At 65.7% G+C, this 20,412-nt stretch carries 20 protein-coding genes; 7 read left to right on the top strand and 13 right to left on the bottom strand.

Annotated elements, in window-relative coordinates; genetic code table 11:
• The first annotated feature begins 33 nt into the window (after positions 1-33).
• The 5 genes from BLT16_RS03460 to BLT16_RS03440 are packed head-to-tail and all read left to right on the top strand — an operon-like array spanning position 34 to position 5,723.
• Positions 34-2,010 carry a TonB-dependent receptor domain-containing protein gene (locus BLT16_RS03460; protein ID WP_089657129.1) on the top strand — a complete coding sequence of 659 codons (1,977 nt, stop codon included), beginning with the start codon at positions 34-36 and terminating at the stop codon, positions 2,008-2,010.
• Positions 2,011-2,026: 16 nt separating this feature from the next.
• Complete coding sequence (locus tag BLT16_RS03455; RefSeq protein WP_089657128.1) at positions 2,027-3,067, top strand: ChuX/HutX family heme-like substrate-binding protein; 1,041 nt, start codon at positions 2,027-2,029, stop codon at positions 3,065-3,067.
• On the top strand, positions 3,064-3,930 hold the full coding sequence (locus BLT16_RS03450; protein ID WP_089657127.1) for a heme/hemin ABC transporter substrate-binding protein: 867 nt from the start codon (positions 3,064-3,066) through the stop codon (positions 3,928-3,930). The genes BLT16_RS03455 and BLT16_RS03450 overlap by 4 nt, the downstream gene beginning before the upstream one ends.
• Entirely contained in the window at positions 3,927-4,955 is a 1,029-nt protein-coding gene (locus tag BLT16_RS03445) for a FecCD family ABC transporter permease (protein WP_089657126.1), read from the top strand. The genes BLT16_RS03450 and BLT16_RS03445 overlap by 4 nt, the downstream gene beginning before the upstream one ends.
• A 9-nt stretch (positions 4,956-4,964) precedes the next feature.
• Positions 4,965-5,723 (top strand): ATP-binding cassette domain-containing protein, encoded by a 759-nt coding sequence (locus BLT16_RS03440; RefSeq protein WP_089657125.1) that lies wholly within the window; start codon positions 4,965-4,967, stop codon positions 5,721-5,723.
• Here BLT16_RS03440 and BLT16_RS03435 read toward each other — a convergent pair.
• The 8 genes from BLT16_RS03435 to BLT16_RS03400 form a co-directional block, all read right to left on the bottom strand.
• Positions 5,718-6,761 carry an App1 family protein gene (locus BLT16_RS03435; RefSeq protein WP_089657284.1) on the bottom strand — a complete coding sequence of 348 codons (1,044 nt, stop codon included), beginning with the start codon at positions 6,759-6,761 and terminating at the stop codon, positions 5,718-5,720. The genes BLT16_RS03440 and BLT16_RS03435 overlap by 6 nt on opposite strands.
• 174 nt (positions 6,762-6,935) lie before the next feature.
• Entirely contained in the window at positions 6,936-8,381 is a 1,446-nt protein-coding gene (cysN, locus tag BLT16_RS03430; protein WP_089657124.1) for a sulfate adenylyltransferase subunit CysN, read from the bottom strand.
• Positions 8,382-8,455: 74 nt separating this feature from the next.
• Positions 8,456-8,800, bottom strand: coding sequence for a four helix bundle protein (locus BLT16_RS03425; protein ID WP_089657123.1), 345 nt, complete (start codon positions 8,798-8,800; stop codon positions 8,456-8,458).
• Positions 8,801-8,908: 108 nt separating this feature from the next.
• Positions 8,909-9,820, bottom strand: a complete 912-nt coding sequence (gene cysD, locus BLT16_RS03420; RefSeq protein ID WP_089657122.1) for a sulfate adenylyltransferase subunit CysD — start codon at positions 9,818-9,820, stop codon at positions 8,909-8,911.
• 141 nt (positions 9,821-9,961) lie between these two features.
• Positions 9,962-10,702 (bottom strand): phosphodiesterase, encoded by a 741-nt coding sequence (locus BLT16_RS03415; protein ID WP_089657121.1) that lies wholly within the window; start codon positions 10,700-10,702, stop codon positions 9,962-9,964.
• A 30-nt stretch (positions 10,703-10,732) separates the two neighbouring features.
• Positions 10,733-11,179, bottom strand: a complete 447-nt coding sequence (locus BLT16_RS03410; RefSeq protein ID WP_089657120.1) for a DUF1249 domain-containing protein — start codon at positions 11,177-11,179, stop codon at positions 10,733-10,735.
• 4 nt (positions 11,180-11,183) lie between these two features.
• Positions 11,184-11,849 (bottom strand): NUDIX domain-containing protein, encoded by a 666-nt coding sequence (locus BLT16_RS03405; protein WP_089657119.1) that lies wholly within the window; start codon positions 11,847-11,849, stop codon positions 11,184-11,186.
• Positions 11,850-11,927: 78 nt separating this feature from the next.
• Positions 11,928-12,569 carry a TRAP transporter TatT component family protein gene (locus tag BLT16_RS03400; RefSeq protein ID WP_143025033.1) on the bottom strand — a complete coding sequence of 214 codons (642 nt, stop codon included), beginning with the start codon at positions 12,567-12,569 and terminating at the stop codon, positions 11,928-11,930.
• 432 nt (positions 12,570-13,001) lie between these two features.
• Here BLT16_RS03400 and greB point away from each other — a divergent pair, with 432 nt between their 5' ends.
• Complete coding sequence (gene greB / locus BLT16_RS03395) at positions 13,002-13,544, top strand: transcription elongation factor GreB (protein WP_089657118.1); 543 nt, start codon at positions 13,002-13,004, stop codon at positions 13,542-13,544.
• Positions 13,545-13,780: 236 nt separating this feature from the next.
• On the opposite strand, the gene BLT16_RS03390 is transcribed toward greB, so the two are convergent.
• Genes BLT16_RS03390 through BLT16_RS03370 form a run of 5 tightly spaced genes read right to left on the bottom strand, consistent with a single transcriptional unit; the run spans position 13,781 to position 19,850 of the window.
• Positions 13,781-14,173, bottom strand: a complete 393-nt coding sequence (locus BLT16_RS03390; RefSeq protein ID WP_089657117.1) for a hypothetical protein — start codon at positions 14,171-14,173, stop codon at positions 13,781-13,783.
• 23 nt (positions 14,174-14,196) lie between these two features.
• Complete coding sequence (locus BLT16_RS03385) at positions 14,197-15,747, bottom strand: c-type cytochrome (RefSeq protein ID WP_089657116.1); 1,551 nt, start codon at positions 15,745-15,747, stop codon at positions 14,197-14,199.
• Between the two features lie 7 nt (positions 15,748-15,754).
• Positions 15,755-17,110: an NADH:flavin oxidoreductase gene (locus BLT16_RS03380; protein WP_089657115.1), complete on the bottom strand. Its 1,356-nt coding sequence runs from the start codon at positions 17,108-17,110 to the stop codon at positions 15,755-15,757.
• Positions 17,107-18,015 (bottom strand): hypothetical protein, encoded by a 909-nt coding sequence (locus tag BLT16_RS03375; protein ID WP_089657114.1) that lies wholly within the window; start codon positions 18,013-18,015, stop codon positions 17,107-17,109. The genes BLT16_RS03380 and BLT16_RS03375 overlap by 4 nt, the downstream gene beginning before the upstream one ends.
• Positions 18,016-18,041: 26 nt before the next feature.
• On the bottom strand, positions 18,042-19,850 hold the full coding sequence (locus tag BLT16_RS03370; protein ID WP_089657113.1) for a peroxidase family protein: 1,809 nt from the start codon (positions 19,848-19,850) through the stop codon (positions 18,042-18,044).
• A gap of 204 nt (positions 19,851-20,054) precedes the next feature.
• On the opposite strand from BLT16_RS03370, the gene BLT16_RS03365 reads away from it, so the two are divergent.
• Entirely contained in the window at positions 20,055-20,402 is a 348-nt protein-coding gene (locus BLT16_RS03365) for a hypothetical protein (RefSeq protein WP_089657112.1), read from the top strand.
• The last annotated feature ends 10 nt before the right edge of the window (positions 20,403-20,412 follow it).

The following is a 20,412-nucleotide window of genomic DNA, read 5'->3' as shown; positions in this document are numbered from 1 at the left end:
CTCTCCTGACATACGCAAGGGAAACTCAGGACCATGAAGCGAGCATTGAGCTGCAGCGGCGCCCTGGCACTGCTCTGTTTACCCCCGATGGCCGGTGCAGACACCACCGTCCCCCATGACGACCTCTCTCCTCTGGTGGTTACCGGTACCCGTACCCCGATAGACAGTTTCCGCGCCCCTTTGATCATCGATACCCTCGATCGTCACGATCCCACCCTGTCCACCGCCTCGCGGCTGGAGGATGCGCTGGGCGGCCAGCCAGGCCTGAGCGTAGCCGGCCAAGGGCGGCGCAACGGCCAAACCATCAGCATGCGCGGCTTCGACCGCAACGGCGTACTGGTGCGCCTCGACGGGGTGCGTCAAGACATCGATACCGGCCACCTCGGCAATGTCTTTGCCGACCCCGCCCTGCTGCGGGAAGTTCAGATCGCCCGCGGCGCGCTCTCCAGCCTCTACGGCAGCAATGCCATGGGCGGCGTGATCAGCCTCGAGACGGTCGACGCCGATGACCTGCTACGCGCCGGAGAAACCCGCGGCGGGCGACTCTCGCTACGCGGCGCCACCGCCAGCGACGAGATCGGCGCCACCCTGAGCGTGTTTGGCAAGACCGACACCGCCCACGGCGAGCTCGACGGCCTGCTGGCCGTGGGCCGCAGCAAGTCGGGGGATATCCGCCGTGCCGGCGGCCAAACCGCCCCCGACGATGCCAGCCTCGACAGCCTGCTGGCCAAGGGTGGCTGGCAGCCCGCCGACGACCATCGGCTATTCACCCAGTGGCAGCACTACCGCGAGGATGCTCATCAGCCCGGCAACCCGCAAACGCTGGAACCCACTGATGGGACCTTGCGCGACCGTACCACCACCAGCGATAACCTTCAGCTCGGCCATCGCTGGACGCCGACGCCGACCACCCAGCTCGACAGTCGCTTGACCCTGAGCCGCCAAAATATCGACGAACCTGAAGCCGAGCGCACCCAGCAGCGCCTGGGCGCGCAGAGCGACGGCTACCACCGGCTCGACCACGGCTGGCTGAGCCAGACCCTTGCCTTCGGCGCCGAAGCAACCACTGCCACCCAGCGCCCCGGCAAGCAAGCGAGTGGTTTCCCCCGCGCCGATATCGATACCGCGGCGCTCTACGTCGATGACAGCCTGGCGGTGGGCCGTTATCTCGACGACGGCGGCGTCGGGCGTTTCGAGCTGGGCCTGGGTGCCCGCTACGACCACTATCGCGCCGAGGATGCCGAGGGGCGCGACAGCGATGAGGGCCGACTCTCGCCGCGCCTGCGCCTGAGCTGGTCACCCAGCGACAGCCTGATGTTCTACAGCGGCTACGCCGAAGCCTTCCGCGCCCCCACGCTCTCCGAGCTCTACGCCGACGATCGACATTTCGCCGGTTTCTGTGCCGGTCCCTTCTTCTGTGCCCCCGACAACTACTGGGTGCCCAACCCCGACCTCGGCCCGGAGACCAGCAAGACCTGGGAGAGCGGCTTCGCCTGGCGCGCTGGCGACTGGGGGCTGCGCGCCAGCTACTTCGATACTCGTGCCAACGACTTCATCGATACCGAGGTCGATATCATGGCCGGCACGACCCGTGCCACCAACGTCAACCGCGCCCATCTGTGGGGATTCGATGCGCGCCTGCAGTACCGCCCCGGCGATCTGCCCGTCGAGGCCTTCGTCGGCCTTTCGGAAGTCAGCGGCCACGACCGCGACAGCGGTGAGGCACTGGGCACGCTCACGCCACTGGAGGCACTGACCGGCCTCGACTACTACCTCGTCGATCACGACCTCACGCTGGGCTGGCGCGGCCGTTTCGCCCGCGCCTACGACAAGGGCGACGAGCCTCAGCCCGGCTACGGCCTGCACGACCTGCAGCTGGCCTGGCAGGTCTCGCCCGCCGTCTCGACCTCGCTGAGCCTGCGCAACGTCGCCGACAAGACCTGGTACCGCCCCGACGGCAACCTGGGCGACGGCCGCAGCCTGCTCGCCAATCTGAACCTGCAATGGTGACCCACAGGAGATGCCCATGAACGCCCAACAGCAGGCTATTCTCGAGGCCTTCGATGCCGCCCGGGCGGCATCGCCACGGCTACCCGCAATCAGCATCGCCGAGCGTTTGTCAATCAGCGAGGGCGAGCTGCAGGCCGCGCGACTGGGACGCGATGTAACGACCCTGGGCCTCGCACCGGCGGAACTCGCCGCCGAGCTATACCGACTCGGCCGCGTCAAGGCGCTGACCCGCTCCAGCGCCGCGGTGCTCGAACAGCAGGGGCACTACCCGCCGCTCTCCAGTGCCGGCCTACTGTTGGACCCGGGCGGCCTCGACCTGCGTCTGCAGCTTCAGCGCTGGCACTGGGCATGCCTGATTCGCGACCCGCTCCCCGATGCCAACGGTGGCATATCGCTGCGCCATAGCCTGCAGGTCTTCGACTGCCATGGCCAGGCGTTGCACAAGGCCTTCTCACTGGAGGCAACACCGCCACGCATCTGGCAGCGGCTGGCGGCCCGCGGCAACCATCATGCGCCGGTGTTCACCCGCCTGGCCCTGCCAGCGGCGCGACCGCTCCCCCAAGCGCCAGGTCTTGAGCAGGACTGGTCGCGGATGCGCGACGTACACCAGTTCTTTGCGCTGCTACGCCGTCACGGCCTCCAGCGCCATGAAGCCAATACCCTGATGGAGGGACGTTTTACCCGCCGCCTGGCGTGCGATAGCGTCGAGCGAACACTCAACGATGCCGCCGTACAGCAGCTGCCGCTGATGCTGTTCGTTGCCAGCCCCGGCGCCGTTCAGATCCGCACCGGCGTTCTCCCCGCGCCACTCCGCCAGCGCGGCTGGCTAAACCTGTTTGGCGACGACTTCACTCTGCACCTCGACGATGGCCGCATCGAACGCGTATGGCAGGTGCACAAGCCCAATCGCGACGGAGGCGTTACCAGCCTGGAAGCGTTCTCCTGCGATGGCGAGCTGCTGTTACAGCTGTATGCCGAGCGCGGCGAAGGCAGTGCAGAGCAACAGGCATGGCGAGACCTGCTGGCACAACAAGCCGGCCTGGAGGCGGCAGCATGAGAGCCTTCCTGCTGGTGCTGCTGATCGGCTGGTCGCTGGGCGCCCAGGCCCAAAGCCCGCGCACGGTGGTGATCGGCGGTGACATCGCCGAGATCGTCACCGTGCTGGAGGCCGACCAAAGCCTGGTCGGACGCGACGATACCAGCCTCTATCCGCCGTCGCTGGCATCGCTGCCATCGGTGGGCTACCTGCGCCAACTCTCCGCCGAGGGGGTATTGTCGCTGCGCCCCGAGCGGCTGGTGGTCAGCGGCCAGGCTCGGCCACGCGAAACGCTGCGCCAGCTCGATGCCAGCGGTGTCGAGGTGGTCACCATCAGCGCCGAACCGCGCCTCGAGGAGATACCTCACAAGGTAATGCAAGTCGGCGAAGCGCTCGACCGTGAGACGCAGGCCACGGAGCTCGCCGAGCAGGTCAGGGCGCGCGTGGAGGAGGTGGCGGCGCTGCCACGGCTCGACCAGGGGCCGGCAATGTTTCTGCTTAGCCACGCCGGCACCTCACCGATGGCCGCCGGCCATGGTACCGCCGCCGATAGCGCCCTGAGTGCCGCCGGCATCGACAACGCCTTCGCCGCGATGCCCGGCTATAAAGTGGTCAGCGCCGAGGGCCTAATCGCCGAGGCGCCCAGCAGCGTGATCGTCACCCGCACGGGGCTCGACGCACTGGGCGGCAGTGAAGCACTCTGGCGCCTGCCCGGCATGGCCATGACACCGGCCGGCAGCTCACGCCGGCTAGTGGTATGCGACGACCAGGCGCTACTCGGCTTCGGACCGCGTACGCCGGAAGCCATCCTGGCCCTGCATCGCGCCCTTGCCTCCCAGCACGCCACCGCTGATGACGCACTGTGCGGAGTCCACGCCTCATGAGTCACAGCCTGCGTCTCCCCTTCCCGCGCCGTACTGGACGGCCAGCGACAGCCAGGCGCACCCTCAGCCTGCTGGGTCTGGCCGTCGCTGTCGTACTACTGGTAAGTGCCATGAGTGGGCAGATCGGCCTCTCCCCTCGGCTGCTGATCGGCCACTGGCCAACCCCGTTGGAGTGGCAGATCTGGTGGCAGCTGCGGCTGCCCAGGCTGCTGCTGGCCGCGCTGGTCGGGGCCATGCTGGCCAGCAGTGGCGCCGCCATGCAGGGCATGTTCCGTAACCCCCTGGCCGATCCAACGCTGCTGGGCCTGGCCAGCGGTGCCGGCCTGGCCGTGGCGATCTGGATCGTGCTGTTCGACGCCGCCGGCCCCTGGGGGCTCTATGGCCAGTTCGTCGCCGGTTTCCTCGGCGCCCTCGGCGTTTGCGTGCTGGTGTTCGCCCTCGGCGAGCGCCAGCGCGGCGACAACATGCTGTTTACCCTTCTGCTGGCAGGCCTCGCCATCAACACCCTGGCCGGCGCGGTAGGCGGGGTGCTGGCCTTCATCGCCAGCGACGAGCAGCTGCGTCAGCTCAGCCTGTTGGGCATGGGTAGCCTCTCCCACGCGCTGTGGAGCGCCGCGCTGGGCGCCCTGATCGGCATCCCCCCAGCGCTGGTGTGGCTGCTGCGCAGTGCGCGGGATCTCGACCTGCTGCAGCTCGGCGAACTCACTGCCCACGCCGCCGGGCTCGATGCACCGCGCCTCAAGCGCCGGGTGGTACTGGCCACGGCCCTCGGCGTCGGGCTCTGCGTGGCGCTGGCCGGCATCATCGGCTTCCTGGGACTGCTGGTGCCACACTGCCTGCGGCTGTGGCTGGGGCCCGGTCATCGTCTGCTACTGCCGGCCTCGATGCTGGGCGGCGCCCTGCTGCTGATCGTCGCCGATGCCCTGGCACGTAGCCTGGCCAGCCCGGCGGAGATTCCGGTCGGCTTGCTGACCAGCCTGCTTGGCGGCCCCTACTTCCTGTGGCTATTACTCAAACGACGCTAAGGAATACCGATGCTGGAACTGTGTGCTGCGGGCTTGCGCAGCGTACCGACCATCAGCGCTCTCGATGACCGCATCGAGGCCGGAGAACTGCTGGCCATCGTCGGCCCCAACGGCGCCGGCAAGAGTACGCTGCTGGGATTGCTGTCGGGGTTTCGCCCCGCCGAGACCGGCTGCGTTCGCCTCGACAAACGGCCACTCAGCGACTGGACGCCGCTGCGCCTGGCCAAACGGCGTGCACTGGTCGCCCAGCGGCTCGAACTGGGCTTCGACTGGCCGCTAAGGGAACTGGTCGCCCTGGGCAGCGAGGCCGAGGCGGGCGACGTGCATCGAGCACTGGACGCCCTCGACCTGCTGCCGCTGGCCGACCGGGGAGTGCTCTCACTTTCCGGCGGCGAGCGGCAGCGTGCGATGATCGCCAGGGCGCTCTGCCAGTTGGGCAGCCTCAACGCGAACGGAGAAGATGGCGGCCTACTGTTGCTCGACGAGCCCACCAGCGCGCTGGATATCGGCCAGCAGCAGCGTCTGATGCGCTTGCTCAGACGTCTCGCTGAAAGCCGCCGGATGGCAATTTGCTGCGTGCTCCACGATCTCAACCTGGCCGCGCGCTTTGCGCACCGCGTGTGGTTACTGGAGCAGGGGCAGCGCATTGCCAGCGGCACGCCCAGCGAGGTGCTCCACGCCGCGCAGCTCGAACGCGTCTTCAACGCCCAACTCGAACTGCTGCAGAGCCAGCACCTCAGCACGCCGGTGCTGGCGCTGCGCTCATAGCGCCGCTTCTTGGGAAGCCTCGCGCACCATTACCAGATCGGACTGGGAGATCAGGCCGTGCTGGTAGGCGTGGGCGGCGATGGTAGCACTGTCCGCCGCCAGCACCAGACTGCAGTCGCTGTCGGCGATCTCGTCGCGCAGCCGCTGAATGGCCCGCTCGCGGTCGGGCTTGCGGTCGACCCGGCGAATATAGATCGCCTTCACCCGTCCCGGGTGTTCCTTGACGATGCGGGTATAGACCTCGGGATCGTGTTGGCCACTGTCGCCGATCAAGACACAGGGCATATCGTCCATCTGTGCCAGCATGCGGGTGATCAGATCGTGCTTATGGTCCTCGGCGCGGCGTGGCCAGGGCCTCCGCCAGCTGATGCCCCACTCGCGCAGAAACAGGATAGGCCCCACGGGAATCTGGTTGAGCTGGAAAAACGCCTCGAGCATCTCGTAGATGCACCAGGGCCCTCGTGAGACATACAGGATCGGCCGCTTTGCGTCGCCTTCGGCGCCGCGGTGAAGCGCCTGATAGAGACTGGCAACGCCGGGAAAGGCGGTGCGCCGTTCTGCCTGCTGGACGAATAGTCGATGCAGCATGCGCAGCTTGTCGGCCACCCCGGTGTACATCACGGTGTCGTCGATATCGCTTATCACTAGCAGATCGGTATCTGGCGGCGGCACATAGACGCCGGCGCGGCAGTGAATCCGCTCCCCAGCGTGGCTGACCGCAAGGTCGGCCACATGCCACGAAAGCCCTTGGGGCAGTGGCGTCTTGAGTGGGAGATGGACATCGAAGTAACCATCGCGGTCGGTGGTCACTGTCTGATGATTGGCGCCCAGGCGGATCTCCACCTCGGCGCCGGCCATGCCGCGGCGCTCGATGCGGCGCACGATATCGGCCAGGTCGCGCAGCATGCCGTGGTGGGGAATCACCCGGCTGAGTGCCGACTGGCGAAACACCCGTCCCATCAGAAAGGCCTCGCGCTGCGAGCCGTAACCGCGGTATGGGTGTACCACCACCCCGCCGCGGCCGCGGTCTCGCTTCATCGGCTTGGCCAGGATATGCAGCAGGCGGCGCACGAAGTGCGGTCGCGGGGGTGACGGTTGACTCACGAGACCTCGATATCCCGGTATCCACGGGCTCCTGCCAAGCAGCCAGACTGCCCGGCAGAAGAGACGTCACCAGTGTGCGTCAACCATTCCCGAGGTCAAGAGCGCTGATCAGCGTCCCAGCAGGTCGCGCACGTCCCTGGCTTCCCAGTGTGGGAAGTGTTTGCGGATCAGCGCATTGAGCTCGAGCTCGAAGGCCTGCCAGTCAGTCTTGCCAACCCCGCTCGCCCCAGCTTCGGCGGTACCGCGGATCATGCCGGCACCCACGGTGACGTTGCTCAACCGATCGACGACGATAAAGCTGCCAGTGCCGGGGCTCTTACGGTAGTCGTCCACCGGCACCGCGCTGGTCAGTTCCACTTGGCAGCGCGCAATGGCATTGAGCTCGAGCCGCTCAGCGGCGTGATGCTCGAGGCTGTTGACGTCGATCTGGTAATCGATCGAACGCACCTCCCCGGCCAGATCACGGGTTGCCAGCTTGATATCGTAGAGTTTGCCCGGCGTGAGCGCGTCCTCGTGCATCCACACGATATCCGCCTCGAAGGCATTGGAGTGAGGGACCTCGGCGCCTTCGGCGACGATCCAGTCGCCGCGGGAGATATCGATCTCGTCGGCCAGCGTCACGGTGATGGCCTGGCCGGGGTAGGCCACCTCCAGATCACCGTCGAAGGTGACGATGCGCTCCACCGCGCTGGTCTTGCCAGAGGGCAGCGCCTTGACGCGCTGCCCGGGGCGCAGGATGCCGGCGGCCAGGGTGCCGCAGTAACCGCGGAAGTCGAGGTTGGGCCGGTTGACGTACTGCACCGGCAGGCGCAGGTCGGTCAGGTTCTGGTCGCGGCTGATCTCGACGGTCTCGAGCAGTTCGAGCATGGCCGGGCCGGCCTCGCCGCTGGCATCGCGGTACCAAGGCATGCGCTCGCTACGGTTAACGACGTTGTCGCCCTCCAGCGCCGACATCGGCACGAAGCGGATATCCGGCGCCTGCAGGTTGCCGGCGAAGGCCCGGTAGTCGGCCACGATCTCGTTGAAGCGCGCCTCGGAGAACTCCACCAGGTCCATCTTGTTGACCGCGATCACCAGGTGCTGGATGCCCAGTAGGTCGGCGATGAAGCTGTGCCGGCGGGTCTGGGTCTGCACGCCGTAGCGGGCGTCGATCAGAATCACCGCCAGGCTGGCGGTGGAGGCGCCGGTGGCCATGTTGCGAGTGTACTGCTCGTGGCCCGGGGTGTCGGCGATGATGAACTTTCGCTTGTCGGTGGAGAAGAAGCGGTAGGCGACGTCGATGGTGATGCCCTGCTCGCGCTCCGACTGCAGGCCGTCGACCAGCAGCGCCAGGTCGACGGCGTCACCGGTGGTGCCGCTGGTCTTGGAGGCCTGGGTGATCGCCGCCAGCTGGTCCTCGTAGATCATCTTGGAGTCGTGCAGCAGCCGCCCGATCAGGGTCGACTTGCCGTCATCGACGCTGCCGCAGGTGATGAAGCGCAGCAGGTCCTTGTTCTCATGTTCCTTGAGGTAGGACTCGATATCGTCGGCGATCAAGGGCGAAGAGTGAGACATTGCCAAGTTCCTTAGCTGGAAGCTGGAAGCCAGAAGCTGGAAGTAACACCTCCAACCGCAACTTCCAACCGTATTCATTCGTTTGAGAGTTTATCCATTAAGCCCGAGAGCATAGCGGCAATCTCGCGCGTTTCCTGGATCCACTGGTTCCCGGTGGTTTTATCGATGTAGCCGATATCGATACCGATATAGATCTGTGTTCTCAGTTCGGCACAGGAACCTTTGGCAATCAACAGGAAACGATGCTTGTCCTTGGAGGTGCCGCGCGACATGCCCTCTGCGATGTTGCTGGGTACCGAAAGCCCGGAGCGGGTGATTTGATCTTTGAAACCGTAGTCACGCAGATCGCGCATTGCTTTGTAGAGCTCTGCAGACAGCCTGGCCGACCGCTTCCAAACCTGAAGCTTTTCGAAGTCCATTCCTTTCCCCTCCCTCTTTCCCATTCCTACAGGCTAGCCCAAGAACAGAAGGGGTTTCTTCAAGCTTCCAGCTTCAGGCTTCCAGCTTTCTAGCGCGCCTCCGGCGCGTTAGAAGTATCCCTCGCGCTTCTTCTTCTCCATCGAGCCGGCCTGGTCGTGGTCGATGGCCCGGCCGCTGCGTTCGCTGGTCTTGGTCAGCAGCATCTCCTGGATGATCTCGGGCAGGGTCGCGGCGGTGGACTCCACCGCGCCGGTGAGCGGGTAGCAGCCCAGGGTGCGGAAGCGCACCCACTTCTCTTCGGGCACCTCGCCCGGTTCGAGCGGCAGGCGCTCGTCGTCGACCATGATCTGCATGCCGTCACGCTCGACGATCGGCCGCGGCGCGGCGTAGTAGAGCGGCACGATGGGGATCTGCTCGAGGTAGATGTACTGCCAGATATCCAGCTCGGTCCAGTTGGAGAGCGGAAACACGCGGATCGATTCGCCCTTGTTGACCTTGGCGTTGTAGATGCTCCACAGCTCCGGGCGCTGGTTCTTGGGATCCCAGCGGTGGTACTTGTCGCGGAACGAGTAGACCCGCTCCTTGGCACGGCTGGCCTCCTCGTCGCGGCGTGCACCGCCGAAGGCAGCATCGAAACCGTGCTGGGTCAGCGCCTGCTTGAGCGCCTGGGTCTTCATCACGTCGGTATACTTAGCGCTGCCGTGGTCAAAGGGGTTGATGTTGGCCGCCCGCCCCTCCTCGTTGGTATGCACGATCAGCTCCATGCCCGCCTCCGCCGCCATGCGGTTGCGGAACTGGATCATTTCCTTGAACTTCCAGGTGGTGTCGATGTGCATCAGCGGAAACGGCGGCGTGCCCGGATAGAAGGCCTTGCGCGCCAGGTGCAGCATCACCGAGGAGTCCTTGCCGATGGAGTACATCATCACCGGGTGACGGAACTCGGCGGCAACCTCGCGGATAATATGGATCGACTCCGCCTCGAGCTGCTTGAGGTGGGTTTGACGTTCGGGGGACAGCATCGGCTGGCAACCTCTTCATTAGGCACTGAGTCGCGTGCGCGACAATATGCCGACAGGGTACCGAGGGGCTAACCATAACGTCAAAGAATCAAGAAATATCTTTTTATCGCATAATAGAATAACGCATGGCGAGATAAACGATCAGAGCGTCACGCGCTCTACCCAGGTCGCCAGGCCGCGCTGGCCGAGATCGATGACGCGATAGCCGGGGCGCGAGGCCTGGTCGATGGCGAATGATGCGGCACCGGGGAGAAACTGGTCAGCCGTCGCTGGGGTACCATAAACCGCCACCTCGGTGCCTTCCTCCTGCATCGCCCGACATCCGGCAAAGGCCTGGTGGATGTGTCCGCAGAGTACCGCCTTGACCTGCTCATGACCTTCCAGTGTCGCCCAGAAGCGTTCGCGGTCCTGAAGGCCGATGGCATCCATCCAATCGGCGCCGACCTCGAGAGGCGGATGATGCATGGCGATCAGGGTCGGCCGGGTGTCGTCAGCCAGCTGTTCGTTCAGCCAGTCGCACTGCGCCGCCCCCACTTCACCATGCGGCTGCCCCACCACCTGGGTATTCAGCAACAGCATCCGCCACTCGCCGAGATCGACCTGATCGTGGAGCGGCCGGGCATCGGCCATATGCGTCAGGTGGTCATGGTTGCCGGGCAGCCAATACCACGGGCAGTCAAGCGCGGCGAGTACGTCCAGTGCGTGGCGATAGGAGGCCGGCGTGGCATCCTGGCTGACATCGCCGCTGACCAGCACCACGTCGGGACGCTGGCGCCGCGCGTGCTCGACCACCGCCTGTAGCTGACGCAGCGGGAAACCAGCCCGCGAGGGCGCCAATGGGTCGGCACGAAGATGACAATCGGTGATCTGGACCAGCCGCATCCGGCGAGGCTCCTTGGATGTGGTAATGGATCAACGCATGATCGGCAAGTCGAGGGAGTGACCATGGGCCAGGCCATGCTCCAGCCACTCGCCCAGAAAGCGGTTGAGCTGCAGCTTCTCGTCGGGCTGGTGCATGCGCGGATTGGGATAGCGATAGCGGCCGCGGAAGTGGCGCTGACGCTGGAAATCTGTCACCTCGGCCATGCGCACGTCGTGGTAAAGGTGTACCCGCATCCGCGGCGGGTCGATGAAGGCATCCAGCACGCCGCTCTGGGATACGCGCAGTATGGTGGTATAGGGCGCGCGCTCGAGCACCTCCAGCCACAGCGAACCGAAGCGGGTATCTCGCCCTTGCAGGGCGATCTCGCGCACCTCGCCAGCGTCGAGTTCCCCCAGCAGCCGGGTCAGGCGCAGGTAGTTGGCGGTGCATTCGCCCTGCAGGGTCTTGAGATCGGTGACATAGGCGGTTCTGGCCACAGGCTTACCTCCTTGCACGCAATGACGCCCGCTCCCGCGCCAACCAGTGGAAGGCAATCAGGCACATGGCATTGTCGAGTCGGCCGGCCTCGAGGAGTTCCCAGGCCTTGAGAAACGGCAGCACGTGGACCTGAATATCCTCGTGCTCCTCATCCAGGCCGTGCACACCGCCCACCCCACGGCTGTCGACCAGTCCGCAGTATAGCGTGACCCGCTCGCTGCAGGCGCCGGGGCTGGGGTAGTAGGTGTGCAGTTCGATCAATTCAGTGATCTCACAGCCGGCTTCCTCGATGGCCTCGCGCCGCGCCACCTCGGCCGGGTCTTCGCCGGTTTCGATCAGGCCGGCTACCGGCTCGAGCTTCCACGGACTCGAGGGGTCGTCCAACGCCCCGGCGCGGATCTGCTCGACCAGCACCACCGCATCGCAGCTAACGTCATACAGCAGCACCCCCACCGCATCGCGGCGCACATGCACTTCGCGCACTACCGGCGCGCTCCAGCCGCCCTGAAACAGCCGATGACGCAGGGTGCGCCGCTCCAGGCGGAAAAAGCCCTGGAACAGGCACTCGTCTTGTTGGCGCTCTACGTCGGCGGCGTTAAAACGCGGCGTATCGACGCTTGGGGCCGCGTGCTCGGCGCCAGCATGGGGCGCTGCAGGCGAATCAGACATCGTGACTCCGGCTCGAGTGAAGGAGCCATTATCACGACCTCGCCCGCCGCTGCCAACCGCCCGTTTGCTTCGCGCTTGTCAAGTCAGACGCGAGAGCAGGGTTCTGGCCTCGATTCTCAGCGCCTCGTCGGAGGCCTGGCGGTCGGCCCGCGCCTCACCCTCCACCGCGCGCTGGGCATGCTCGCGGGCCTCCTCGCTACGCCCTTCTTCATGCAGGAAGGCGGCATAGTAGTAGTTGACGTCGATGCCGTCGGGGCGGATCTCCAGCGCGCGCTGGAACATCTCTTCGGCGGTATTGCTGTTGCCGAACCCCAGCGGGCGGCCCGGCGCACGGTCATAGAGGGCGCCGAGGGTCACGTAGGCCGAGCCGTTACTGCCCCGCGGGTCTAGTTCCACTGCCCGCTCCAGCGCATCGCGGGCGTCCCGCGCGCTGCCCAGCGCACCCAGCCCGCTGCGCTCGCGGGCGTAGGAGGCGAGGATGATGCCCTGCCACACCAGCACCTCGGCCTGGTCGGCATGCTGGCCAGCCAGCACCTCGGCCTCATCGGCAAGGCGCGACAGGGCATCGCGCCGCTCGCTGCCGCGCAGCTCGGTGGTCGCGCTCTCCCACTCGCTCTTGAGCGACTCGACATCGCTCTGGTATGCCAGTAGCGGTGCGCTCGACAGGGCCATCAGGCCAGCCAGGGCCCCGGCGCCTAGCCAAGGAAAACGTCGGATCATGGCGAATACTCCTGGTGCATTGTTATTGAAGGGTCACCCAGGCAATGTAACGAACGTTTGAATTAACGCCTAGACCGACTTCCGTCGCATATCCGACGGTAGGTCTTACGAAACAGAACTACCGTGTGAGCGCAAGCGAAGGACGCCGGGGATAGGCCGAAGAGGAGGTTTGCGCCATGGGTGAGGAGGATTCCTCCGAACGGGCTGGCCATGGATGGCCAGCACCGGCCCTGCAAGCGAAGCAGGATGCGAGAGCGCAGCAGGGCGCAAGGTAGCGCCCAGGGACGGGTTTACAGCGCCTCCTCGCAGGCCTATCGACGGATCAGTCCGAGCGGTGCTGCTATCTGCGATGGCCTTAGGCAGGGCCTCCCTGCAGCTTGGCCGCTTGCCCCGGCTTGCGTATGGTAGCGACAAGCCGCAGGAGGAGAGCCGATGAAAGGCCGCAACATGACCCGCTGGCGCGATCCCGCCAAGGATCCGCGCCAGGAACCCAAGAGCAACCTGATCACCGCCGAGGGCTTCGCCCGACTGAAAGGCATTCATGAGCATCTGTCGCGGGTCAAGCGGCCGCAGCTTTCGACCAAGGTCGGCGAAGCCGCAGCCCTCGGCGATCGCAGCGAAAATGCCGACTACACCTATAACAAGAAGGAGCTCAACCGCGTCATTGCGCGCATTCGCTACCTCGGCAAGCGGCTCGACGAACTGCAGGTGGTGGATCGGCTGCCCGCCGACACCGGCCGGGTCTATTTCGGCGCCTTCGTCACGCTGGAGGATGAGCACGGCGAGGAGCTCGAGATACGCATCGTCGGCCACGACGAAACCGACACCGGCAAGCACTGGATCAGCGTCGATGCACCGCTGGCCAGGGCGCTGCTCGGCAAGGCGCTGGACGACGAGGCCACGGTGGCCGCGCCGGGCGGCGAGACCACCTATATCATCACCGATATCGCTTACCGCGACCCGAGCGCTAAATAGCCGCCTGTCAGGTTTTGTACGAAAAGTCGGCGAGCGATGGCCAGACAAGGCAAAAATCGACGACAAATCGTCAGGATAGACGATTTAGGCAGCTCCGCTGCTCGAAGAGCGAGCGACAAGGATGTCGCGAGTCCAAAGCGGAGTTTACGGGGTGTAAATGAGTACTTTGATCGGACTCGCGCACGAGCCGATTTTTAACGCCGTATGGGCGAGCGCAGACAGTTTTCGTACAGAACCTAGGGTTTGGCCATCAGATCGCCGCGCCAAGCCCGCCAAAAGGTCACGCCCTGCAGCACCGCGAACAGCGCCTCGAACAGCACCAGCAGCCACAGCAGGCCCGTGGCGAACAGGAAGAACAGCGCGAACAGCGTCCGGAACAGGATCGACAGCAGCGCCACCAGGCGATTGTGCAGCGGTGCCAGGGCGGCCGGCAGGTAAAGCAGCCCGACCACGACCATGGCCAGACCGGCATAGCGCACCCAGGTCAGCGGATACGGCAGGTCGGCCCCCATCACGCCCAGCAGACTGACCGGCCAGAGCCAGAGCCACAGGCCCAGCAGCACATTGAGGGCGATACCCACTTGCATCACCCGTCGATAGGTCGCGAACACATCGTGTGAGGTCGGCATGACATTACTCCTGAGCCAAACGCTTAAAACGTCAGCAAGTAGTTGAGCAGGTCTGAGCGCTCCTGCGCCGTCAGCTTGGTGCCGTAGGTATGCCCCTGGCGGCCGTTGCCGGGCTGGCTGGTGTCGAAACAGAAGCCTTCCGCCAGTGGCTCGCCGGGCGTGCAATCGGGCGCCACGAAACCGCCCTGCTCCTCATCCAGCACGTCCAGCCCGCGCACGAAGGCTTGCGGACGCTGCTCAGGCGGCAGCAGCAGGTCGTATAGGGTCGGTACCGCCCCGTTGTGCAGATAGGGCGCCCGCAGCCAGAGCCCGTCGAGGGGCAGGTTGGCGTAGCCGTCGGTGTTGCGGAAGTAGCGAAAACGGTAGCGCTCGTCATCCTCGAACAGGGTCAGTTGGTAGCGCTGCAGGGTCTCGGTGTAGCTGTCGAGCCGGGCCGGGTCGACACCCAGTTCCGCGTTGGGCACCACCTGGCCGAGACGCTCCCCTTCGAAAACGTAGCGGCCACCGTCCTGATAGCCGTGACAGTCGGCGCAGAGACGCATATAGACCGGCTTGCCGGCGGCCACCGCATCGGGATCGGGGCGATAGGGGCTGGGCGGTGGCTCAAGGTCCAACAGCCAGTCGGCGACCCGCTCGATACCCGCGTGGTCGACGCTCTCCTCGGTCACCCCAGCGCCGATAGCGGCGCTCAGGTTGCGCTCCTGCAGCGAGACATTGTTGCCATCCCAGTGCAGGTCCATGCCCTGTCGCGGGCGCTGCAAAAAGATCGCCGGGAAGTCGCTGGTGCCAATCCGCTCCGACTCATCCAGCTCTGCCGCGTCCATGCCGAACTGCAGTAGCTTGTAGGGGTTGAAGGTATCCACGCGGCCCGGCCCCCAGGGCGGCTGCTCGTCCAGCAGCGGCGCGAGCGTGGCGCGGGTCTCCAGCAGCCCCTCACGCACCTGGGGCAGGACCGCATAGCGCCATACCTGTCGCTCGATCATGCCCAGTCGCTGGCCCTGCTCGTCCATAGCCGCCAGCACGCTGTCCGGCGCCAGCCGCGGGTCATCGGCCACGTCCAACAGGAAGCTGATAAAGCCATAGAGGTCCAGATTATTGGACGGCATGCCGTCGATCTGCCGCGGCGACGCATCCGGCGACTCGCGGACCGTCCCCACGTGGCATAGCGCACAGTTGAACCAGGCGATCTCCACACCGCGCACCTCCCGAGTCCCAAGGCCGATGGGCAGATCGCCCTGGCTCGCCTCATCGCCCGACGCGTAGAGAAAGCCGAAGACCTCGTAGTGCTGGTCGTCGAAGACCTCCGGGAACAGATCCGGCAGTACCCGCCATAGCCGCACCGGCAGCCCGCTGACCTCGCTGCCGATGGAGCCGTGGCGAAAGTGGGTCTCCGGGTCGGCATAGTGCTGCACCGACTCGCCGCTGTAGCGCCATAGCGTCGGTACGCCGATCACCAGGGCCAGCAGGCCGATCACCACCACGGACAGGGCGAGCAGGGTCAGCGGCAAGCGTCGCCAGCGACGGCGGCGGGCCTCGTGTTGCACGGCGGTGACGGGCGGCTCCTGTCGTCTCATGGCAGCCTCACGGATTCTGCGCTGGCGGCACCGGGGGCAGGCGCAGCTCGGGGCGAGTGTCGTAGATAGCCATCAAGGCCTCGATCATGCGCTCGTGGTCGCCGTCGAAGCGCGACAGCTCATAGCAACCCAACGGGTTCTTCGGCGCATTGAGCAGGCACTTGTTGCAGAAGGTGCAGGGGCGTTCCGGGGCGTCATGCCCGGCCTGCCACTGCTTGGGCAAGTCGGGGTTGGCGATCAGCGCGCGGGCACTGGAGACCGCATCGCAGGCCCCGCTGCCGATGGCCTCGCGCACCAGCGAGGCGCGCTGATAGCCGCCGGTACTGATCACCGGAATCGTCACTGCCTCGCGAACGGCACGCGCCTCGTCCAGGCTCACCCCTTCCACCACATGGCCGCGCTGGTGACGGGACCACAGCCAGCGAAACATCCAGCGCAGCGACGCGTAGCGGAACAGCAAGTAGTTGCGGAAGGTGTCGACCCCGGCCGAGAGCATGGCATCGTAGGTGCTGGCGATGGTGTCGAAGGAGAAATCCCCCGGTGGGTTCAGGGGGTGAGGGAACAGGCTGCCGACCGAAACATGCAGGGCATCGGCGCCCGCCGTCTGGACCCAGCGGCACACCTGCAGGCTCTCCGCCAGGGTGTTGCCCTTGCTTTCCCAGGGCAGGATATCGTTATGGTCCACGGCGCTGATCTTGACCTGCAGGTGGAAGTCCGGGCCCACCCGCTGGCGAATGGCACGTATCACCTCCAGCAGGAAGCGCGCCCGGTTAGCCAAGGACCCACCGTAGCGGTCGCGGCGGTCGTTGATCGCCGAGCTCAGGAACTGAGTGAACAGGTAGCCGTTGGCGGCGTGCAGCTCCACGCCATCGAGGCCGGCTTCCCGGGCGCGCCAGGCACCATCGGCGAAGGCCTCGACGGTACGTTCGATCTCGTGACCGCTCATGGCCCGACACAGGAAGCCGTGCAGCGACTCCTTGTGGCCGGTGGCACTCAGCGAGCGGCGATGCTGGTTGTGGACCCCGGGAAGGTCCATCTGCCGGCCGGAGTGGCTGAGCTGCAGAATGTACTTGCAGTCGAAGCGATGCACCGCCTCGCCAAGCCGCTGCCACAGCGGGATGAAGTCATCGCGATGGATGGTGGCATAGCCGGCGATAATGCGCCCCTCCATCTGCACCGGCACGAAGGAGGAGATAATCGCACCGACGCCACCCCGCGCGAACTGGCACTCCCAGTTGATGCGCGTCTGGGTCAGGCTGCCGTCCTCGTTGTCGAAGCGTCCGGAGATATTCGAGCGGAACAGCCGATTCTTTATCTCCAGGTTGCGCCACTTGAGCGGCGAAAAGATGACATCCTCGCTCATCGTGCGCCCTCCCCTGACCGGGATGCCACGGCCCGGCCCCAGGTATCGGCCAGTAGCGCCAGGAGGAAACGCCGGGCCGGACAGCGTGCCCAGCTATCGGCCATGAAGGCCAACTCACGGTCACCGCTGGTCCGAACGCCCTCGGCGAGCCGCAACAGCACCAGATCACCGGGCGCCAGCCGACGCGGCGAGCAGGGCGACGAGAGTGGCGCCAGCACCTGACGCAGCACAGTGTCCGGCACGCTAAGGCAGCGCCCCAACACCGCAGCCAGCGGTAGGTCCGAGGCCCGCTGCGTGCCAGCCAGGGCGCGCATCGCCTCGAGCGACCCCACCAGGTTATGCACCGCCACGCTGGTGGCGTGCAGGGTCATGGGATCCCCCTGAGCTCGCTCTTGCAACAGTTGGCGGTCGCGACGCAGTTGACCGCTGAGGCGCTGGCGCAGCGCCTCGAACGCATTGACCCGCGGATAGTCGTTGAGACGACGGGCGGCGACAAAGCTCGCCTCGTCGGCTCGGTAGTCGTCATGGAACTGCCGCCCCAGCAGCCCCTGGGCAGCGGGCCCCAGCGCCTCGACGTCGACCTGACCGGCCACCCCTTCCACCAAGGTCTTGAAGGCCGGATCCTGGCGCCAGTTCGCTGCCTCGGCGCCCTCATCCAGCCGCCGCCCCAGCTCAGCGTGGCGCGACTCCCGCCCTTCCGCCGCGCGAGCCAGCAGGGCCGGCAGCGGCTCACCATCGAAGACGAAGGCATCACGCAGTCGGGCCAGCCGCAGGCGGTTGATCAGGCCGCCGCCGGGGGCCAAGCAGCGGTCGAGGCGCGAATCCTCATCGAGCAGGCGAATCTCCCGGGGATCGGTAACCTCCAACACGCTGATCAGGCCGGGAATATGCAAGCGTCTGCCCATGCTGCCTCCCTATCCTTCTGTCCGTGCTAGCCGCGGTTCCAGGGGAAGAAGGCATTACGCACGCCCTCCAGCCGCGGCGCCAGTTCAGGGAAGTGGCGGCCGATGACCGACGCCATGCCGTTGTTGTCGATCCACTCCATGCCCGCCCGGGTGTAGACCTCAGGGGTATAATCATCGGTGAAGAAGCGGTCGCTCTTGAGGCGTCGCGAGGCCATCAGGATGAATATCCGAAAGGCGGTATCGCTGAAGGCGAAGCCAGGCGGCGGCGTCTCGGCCAGGCAGCCGATCAGCAGGTCGACCTCCTCGACGTCGCCGTAGACCGCCTCCAACTCACGCTGCCACTCGGGGTTGTCGGTCAACTCGGCGAAGCTCGCGGGGGCCGGCATGTCGATCAAGCGGCGGAAGCGGCAGTAGCGCGGCACCCCGCGCTCGCGGTCGCGCAGCACATCCACCGTGGCCAGGTCGATGACCCGGTGATGCGGCGCCTGCTTCTCGTGCTGCTGCAGGTGGCTCGGAAAATTGTGCAGTACCAGGGCGCCGGGGTGGCTGGTGCCCAGCGAGTAGAGCGCATCGCTGAGCGACATCTCTTCATACAGCGCTTGGGTCAGCGAGCCGGCCACCTCGGTCAGGCCACACTCCTTGATCAAGGTGTCGTCGTCCAGCCGCCGGAAGCTGAAGTCGTCGGGAATCAGCGGGTGCATGCGGTAGACGGCGCTAAACTCTTCGGTGATGGCATAGGGCGCCGCGTGGTGATCCACCGGCGAGCCGACGATGCCACTGAACAGTTCGCTGTCGCTGACCCGCCCGCGGCTGCGATAAAAGTGCTCGTCGAGCACCCCCCACCAGTTGGAACGCATGCCGAGCCGCAGCTCCGGCGTGTCGAGCAGCGCCGGGGTCCACTCGACGGTATGAATCTTGGCGATCAGCGCCGCATTGACCAGCCGGGCCTTCTGGAACAGCCACTCGCCGTCGCGGTCGGGGTGCTCGATGCGCAGCCGGTCGACGATGGCATTGTGCTCCATGGCGAACAGGGTGTGCATCAGCGACAGCCCCACCCACCAGTTGCCGTTGGTACCGGCCAGCTCGATACCGTGCTCATCCAGCGGCAAGTGGCCATCGGGCTTGAGGTAGAGCTTGCCGTCGGCTAGCAGTTCACCGCTCTCGGGATCAGTCCGCACCAGGCGCTGGCGACGCAGGCTGCTGCCGTAGATCTGCGAGGCATCCCACCACTGGGTTTCGGTATTGAGAAAAGTGTCGGGATGCCCCTCATCGGCGGATGACCGGGTACTGTCCTGACGGCTGCGCAGCACCGTCATCTTGTCCCAGGGCCAGTCATCGTCCTCGTCCAGGGGCACCTCGTAGCGCTCCGCCTGGGTGTCGTTACTGCCGTGGCTGAACCAGTCGTGGACCATGAACTGCAGCCAGGCCGGCACCAGCACATTGAGCGTGGTCGCCGGCACGAAGGTGTCGCGGGTCATCAGGCGCCGGCTGATCACTCGCGGACTCGGCGTCATCAGTCTCTCACCGGTCTCGCCGAAGGTCTCGGCCGGCGGCACGTTGCGCCCGAAACGCGTATACGCCTTGCCCATGGCCGGTGCCGCCAGGTCGTTGTAGCTGCCATCGGCGGTGCGGAACTGATGCACGTCGATGCCTTCCCGCTCGGGATCCTGCGGGCGCTCGCGCTCCGTCGAATAGAGATTGTGCCAACGCAGGTTACGGCGCAAGGCAACGAGGTTGATAACGGCGATGGGGAAAGGAAGTCGATACCACTGACGACGCCGGTTGATGCGCCGGAACACCCGACCGAGCAAACCACTGCCACGCTGACCGAACATGGGACTCCTCCCTGAACAATGCCGTCGAGCCTCCCCAAGGTAAAGGGGTCTCAGTTCTACAGGCCTGACGTGACCTAATCGAACTTGACTACTAACCTCTAGCACAGGGTCTGACTTCCCACCAGCAAGGGACCGGGACGCATCAGGCGCTGTACGAGCAGGGGGCAGCGGGGGATGGGCAGCTACGCAGCAGGATTTCGGGCCATGGTACTGCTAGGGGTGGTGGCAAACCTCCTCTTCGCCCTGCCTGCGGTCGTCGCCCCTGATGCGGTGATTCGCCTGATTGGTGGTGGCGCCGTTGCCGAGCCGGTGTGGCCCGCCTTCGCCGCCTGGCTGCTGATCCTGCTCAGCCTGTTCTACCTGCCGGCAGCCTACGATCCTTTTCACTACCGTGCCATCGCCATGCTGACGGTCCTGGCACGTTTCGCCGGAGTAGTGTTCTTCACCCTGCTGCATCCGCAGTTTGCGCTATTTGCCCTGATGGACCTGTTCTTCGGCGTGACCCAGGGCGCCCTGCTGTTGCTGCTGCGACGCGCCGAAAAAACGGCATAACGCAATCGAG

The sequence above is a fragment of the Franzmannia pantelleriensis genome (assembly GCF_900102875.1).
Classification (GTDB): Bacteria; Pseudomonadota; Gammaproteobacteria; order Pseudomonadales; family Halomonadaceae; genus Franzmannia; species Franzmannia pantelleriensis.
Note: the sequence above shows the minus strand (reverse complement) of the source record. Positions and strands in the feature narration are given on the sequence as shown.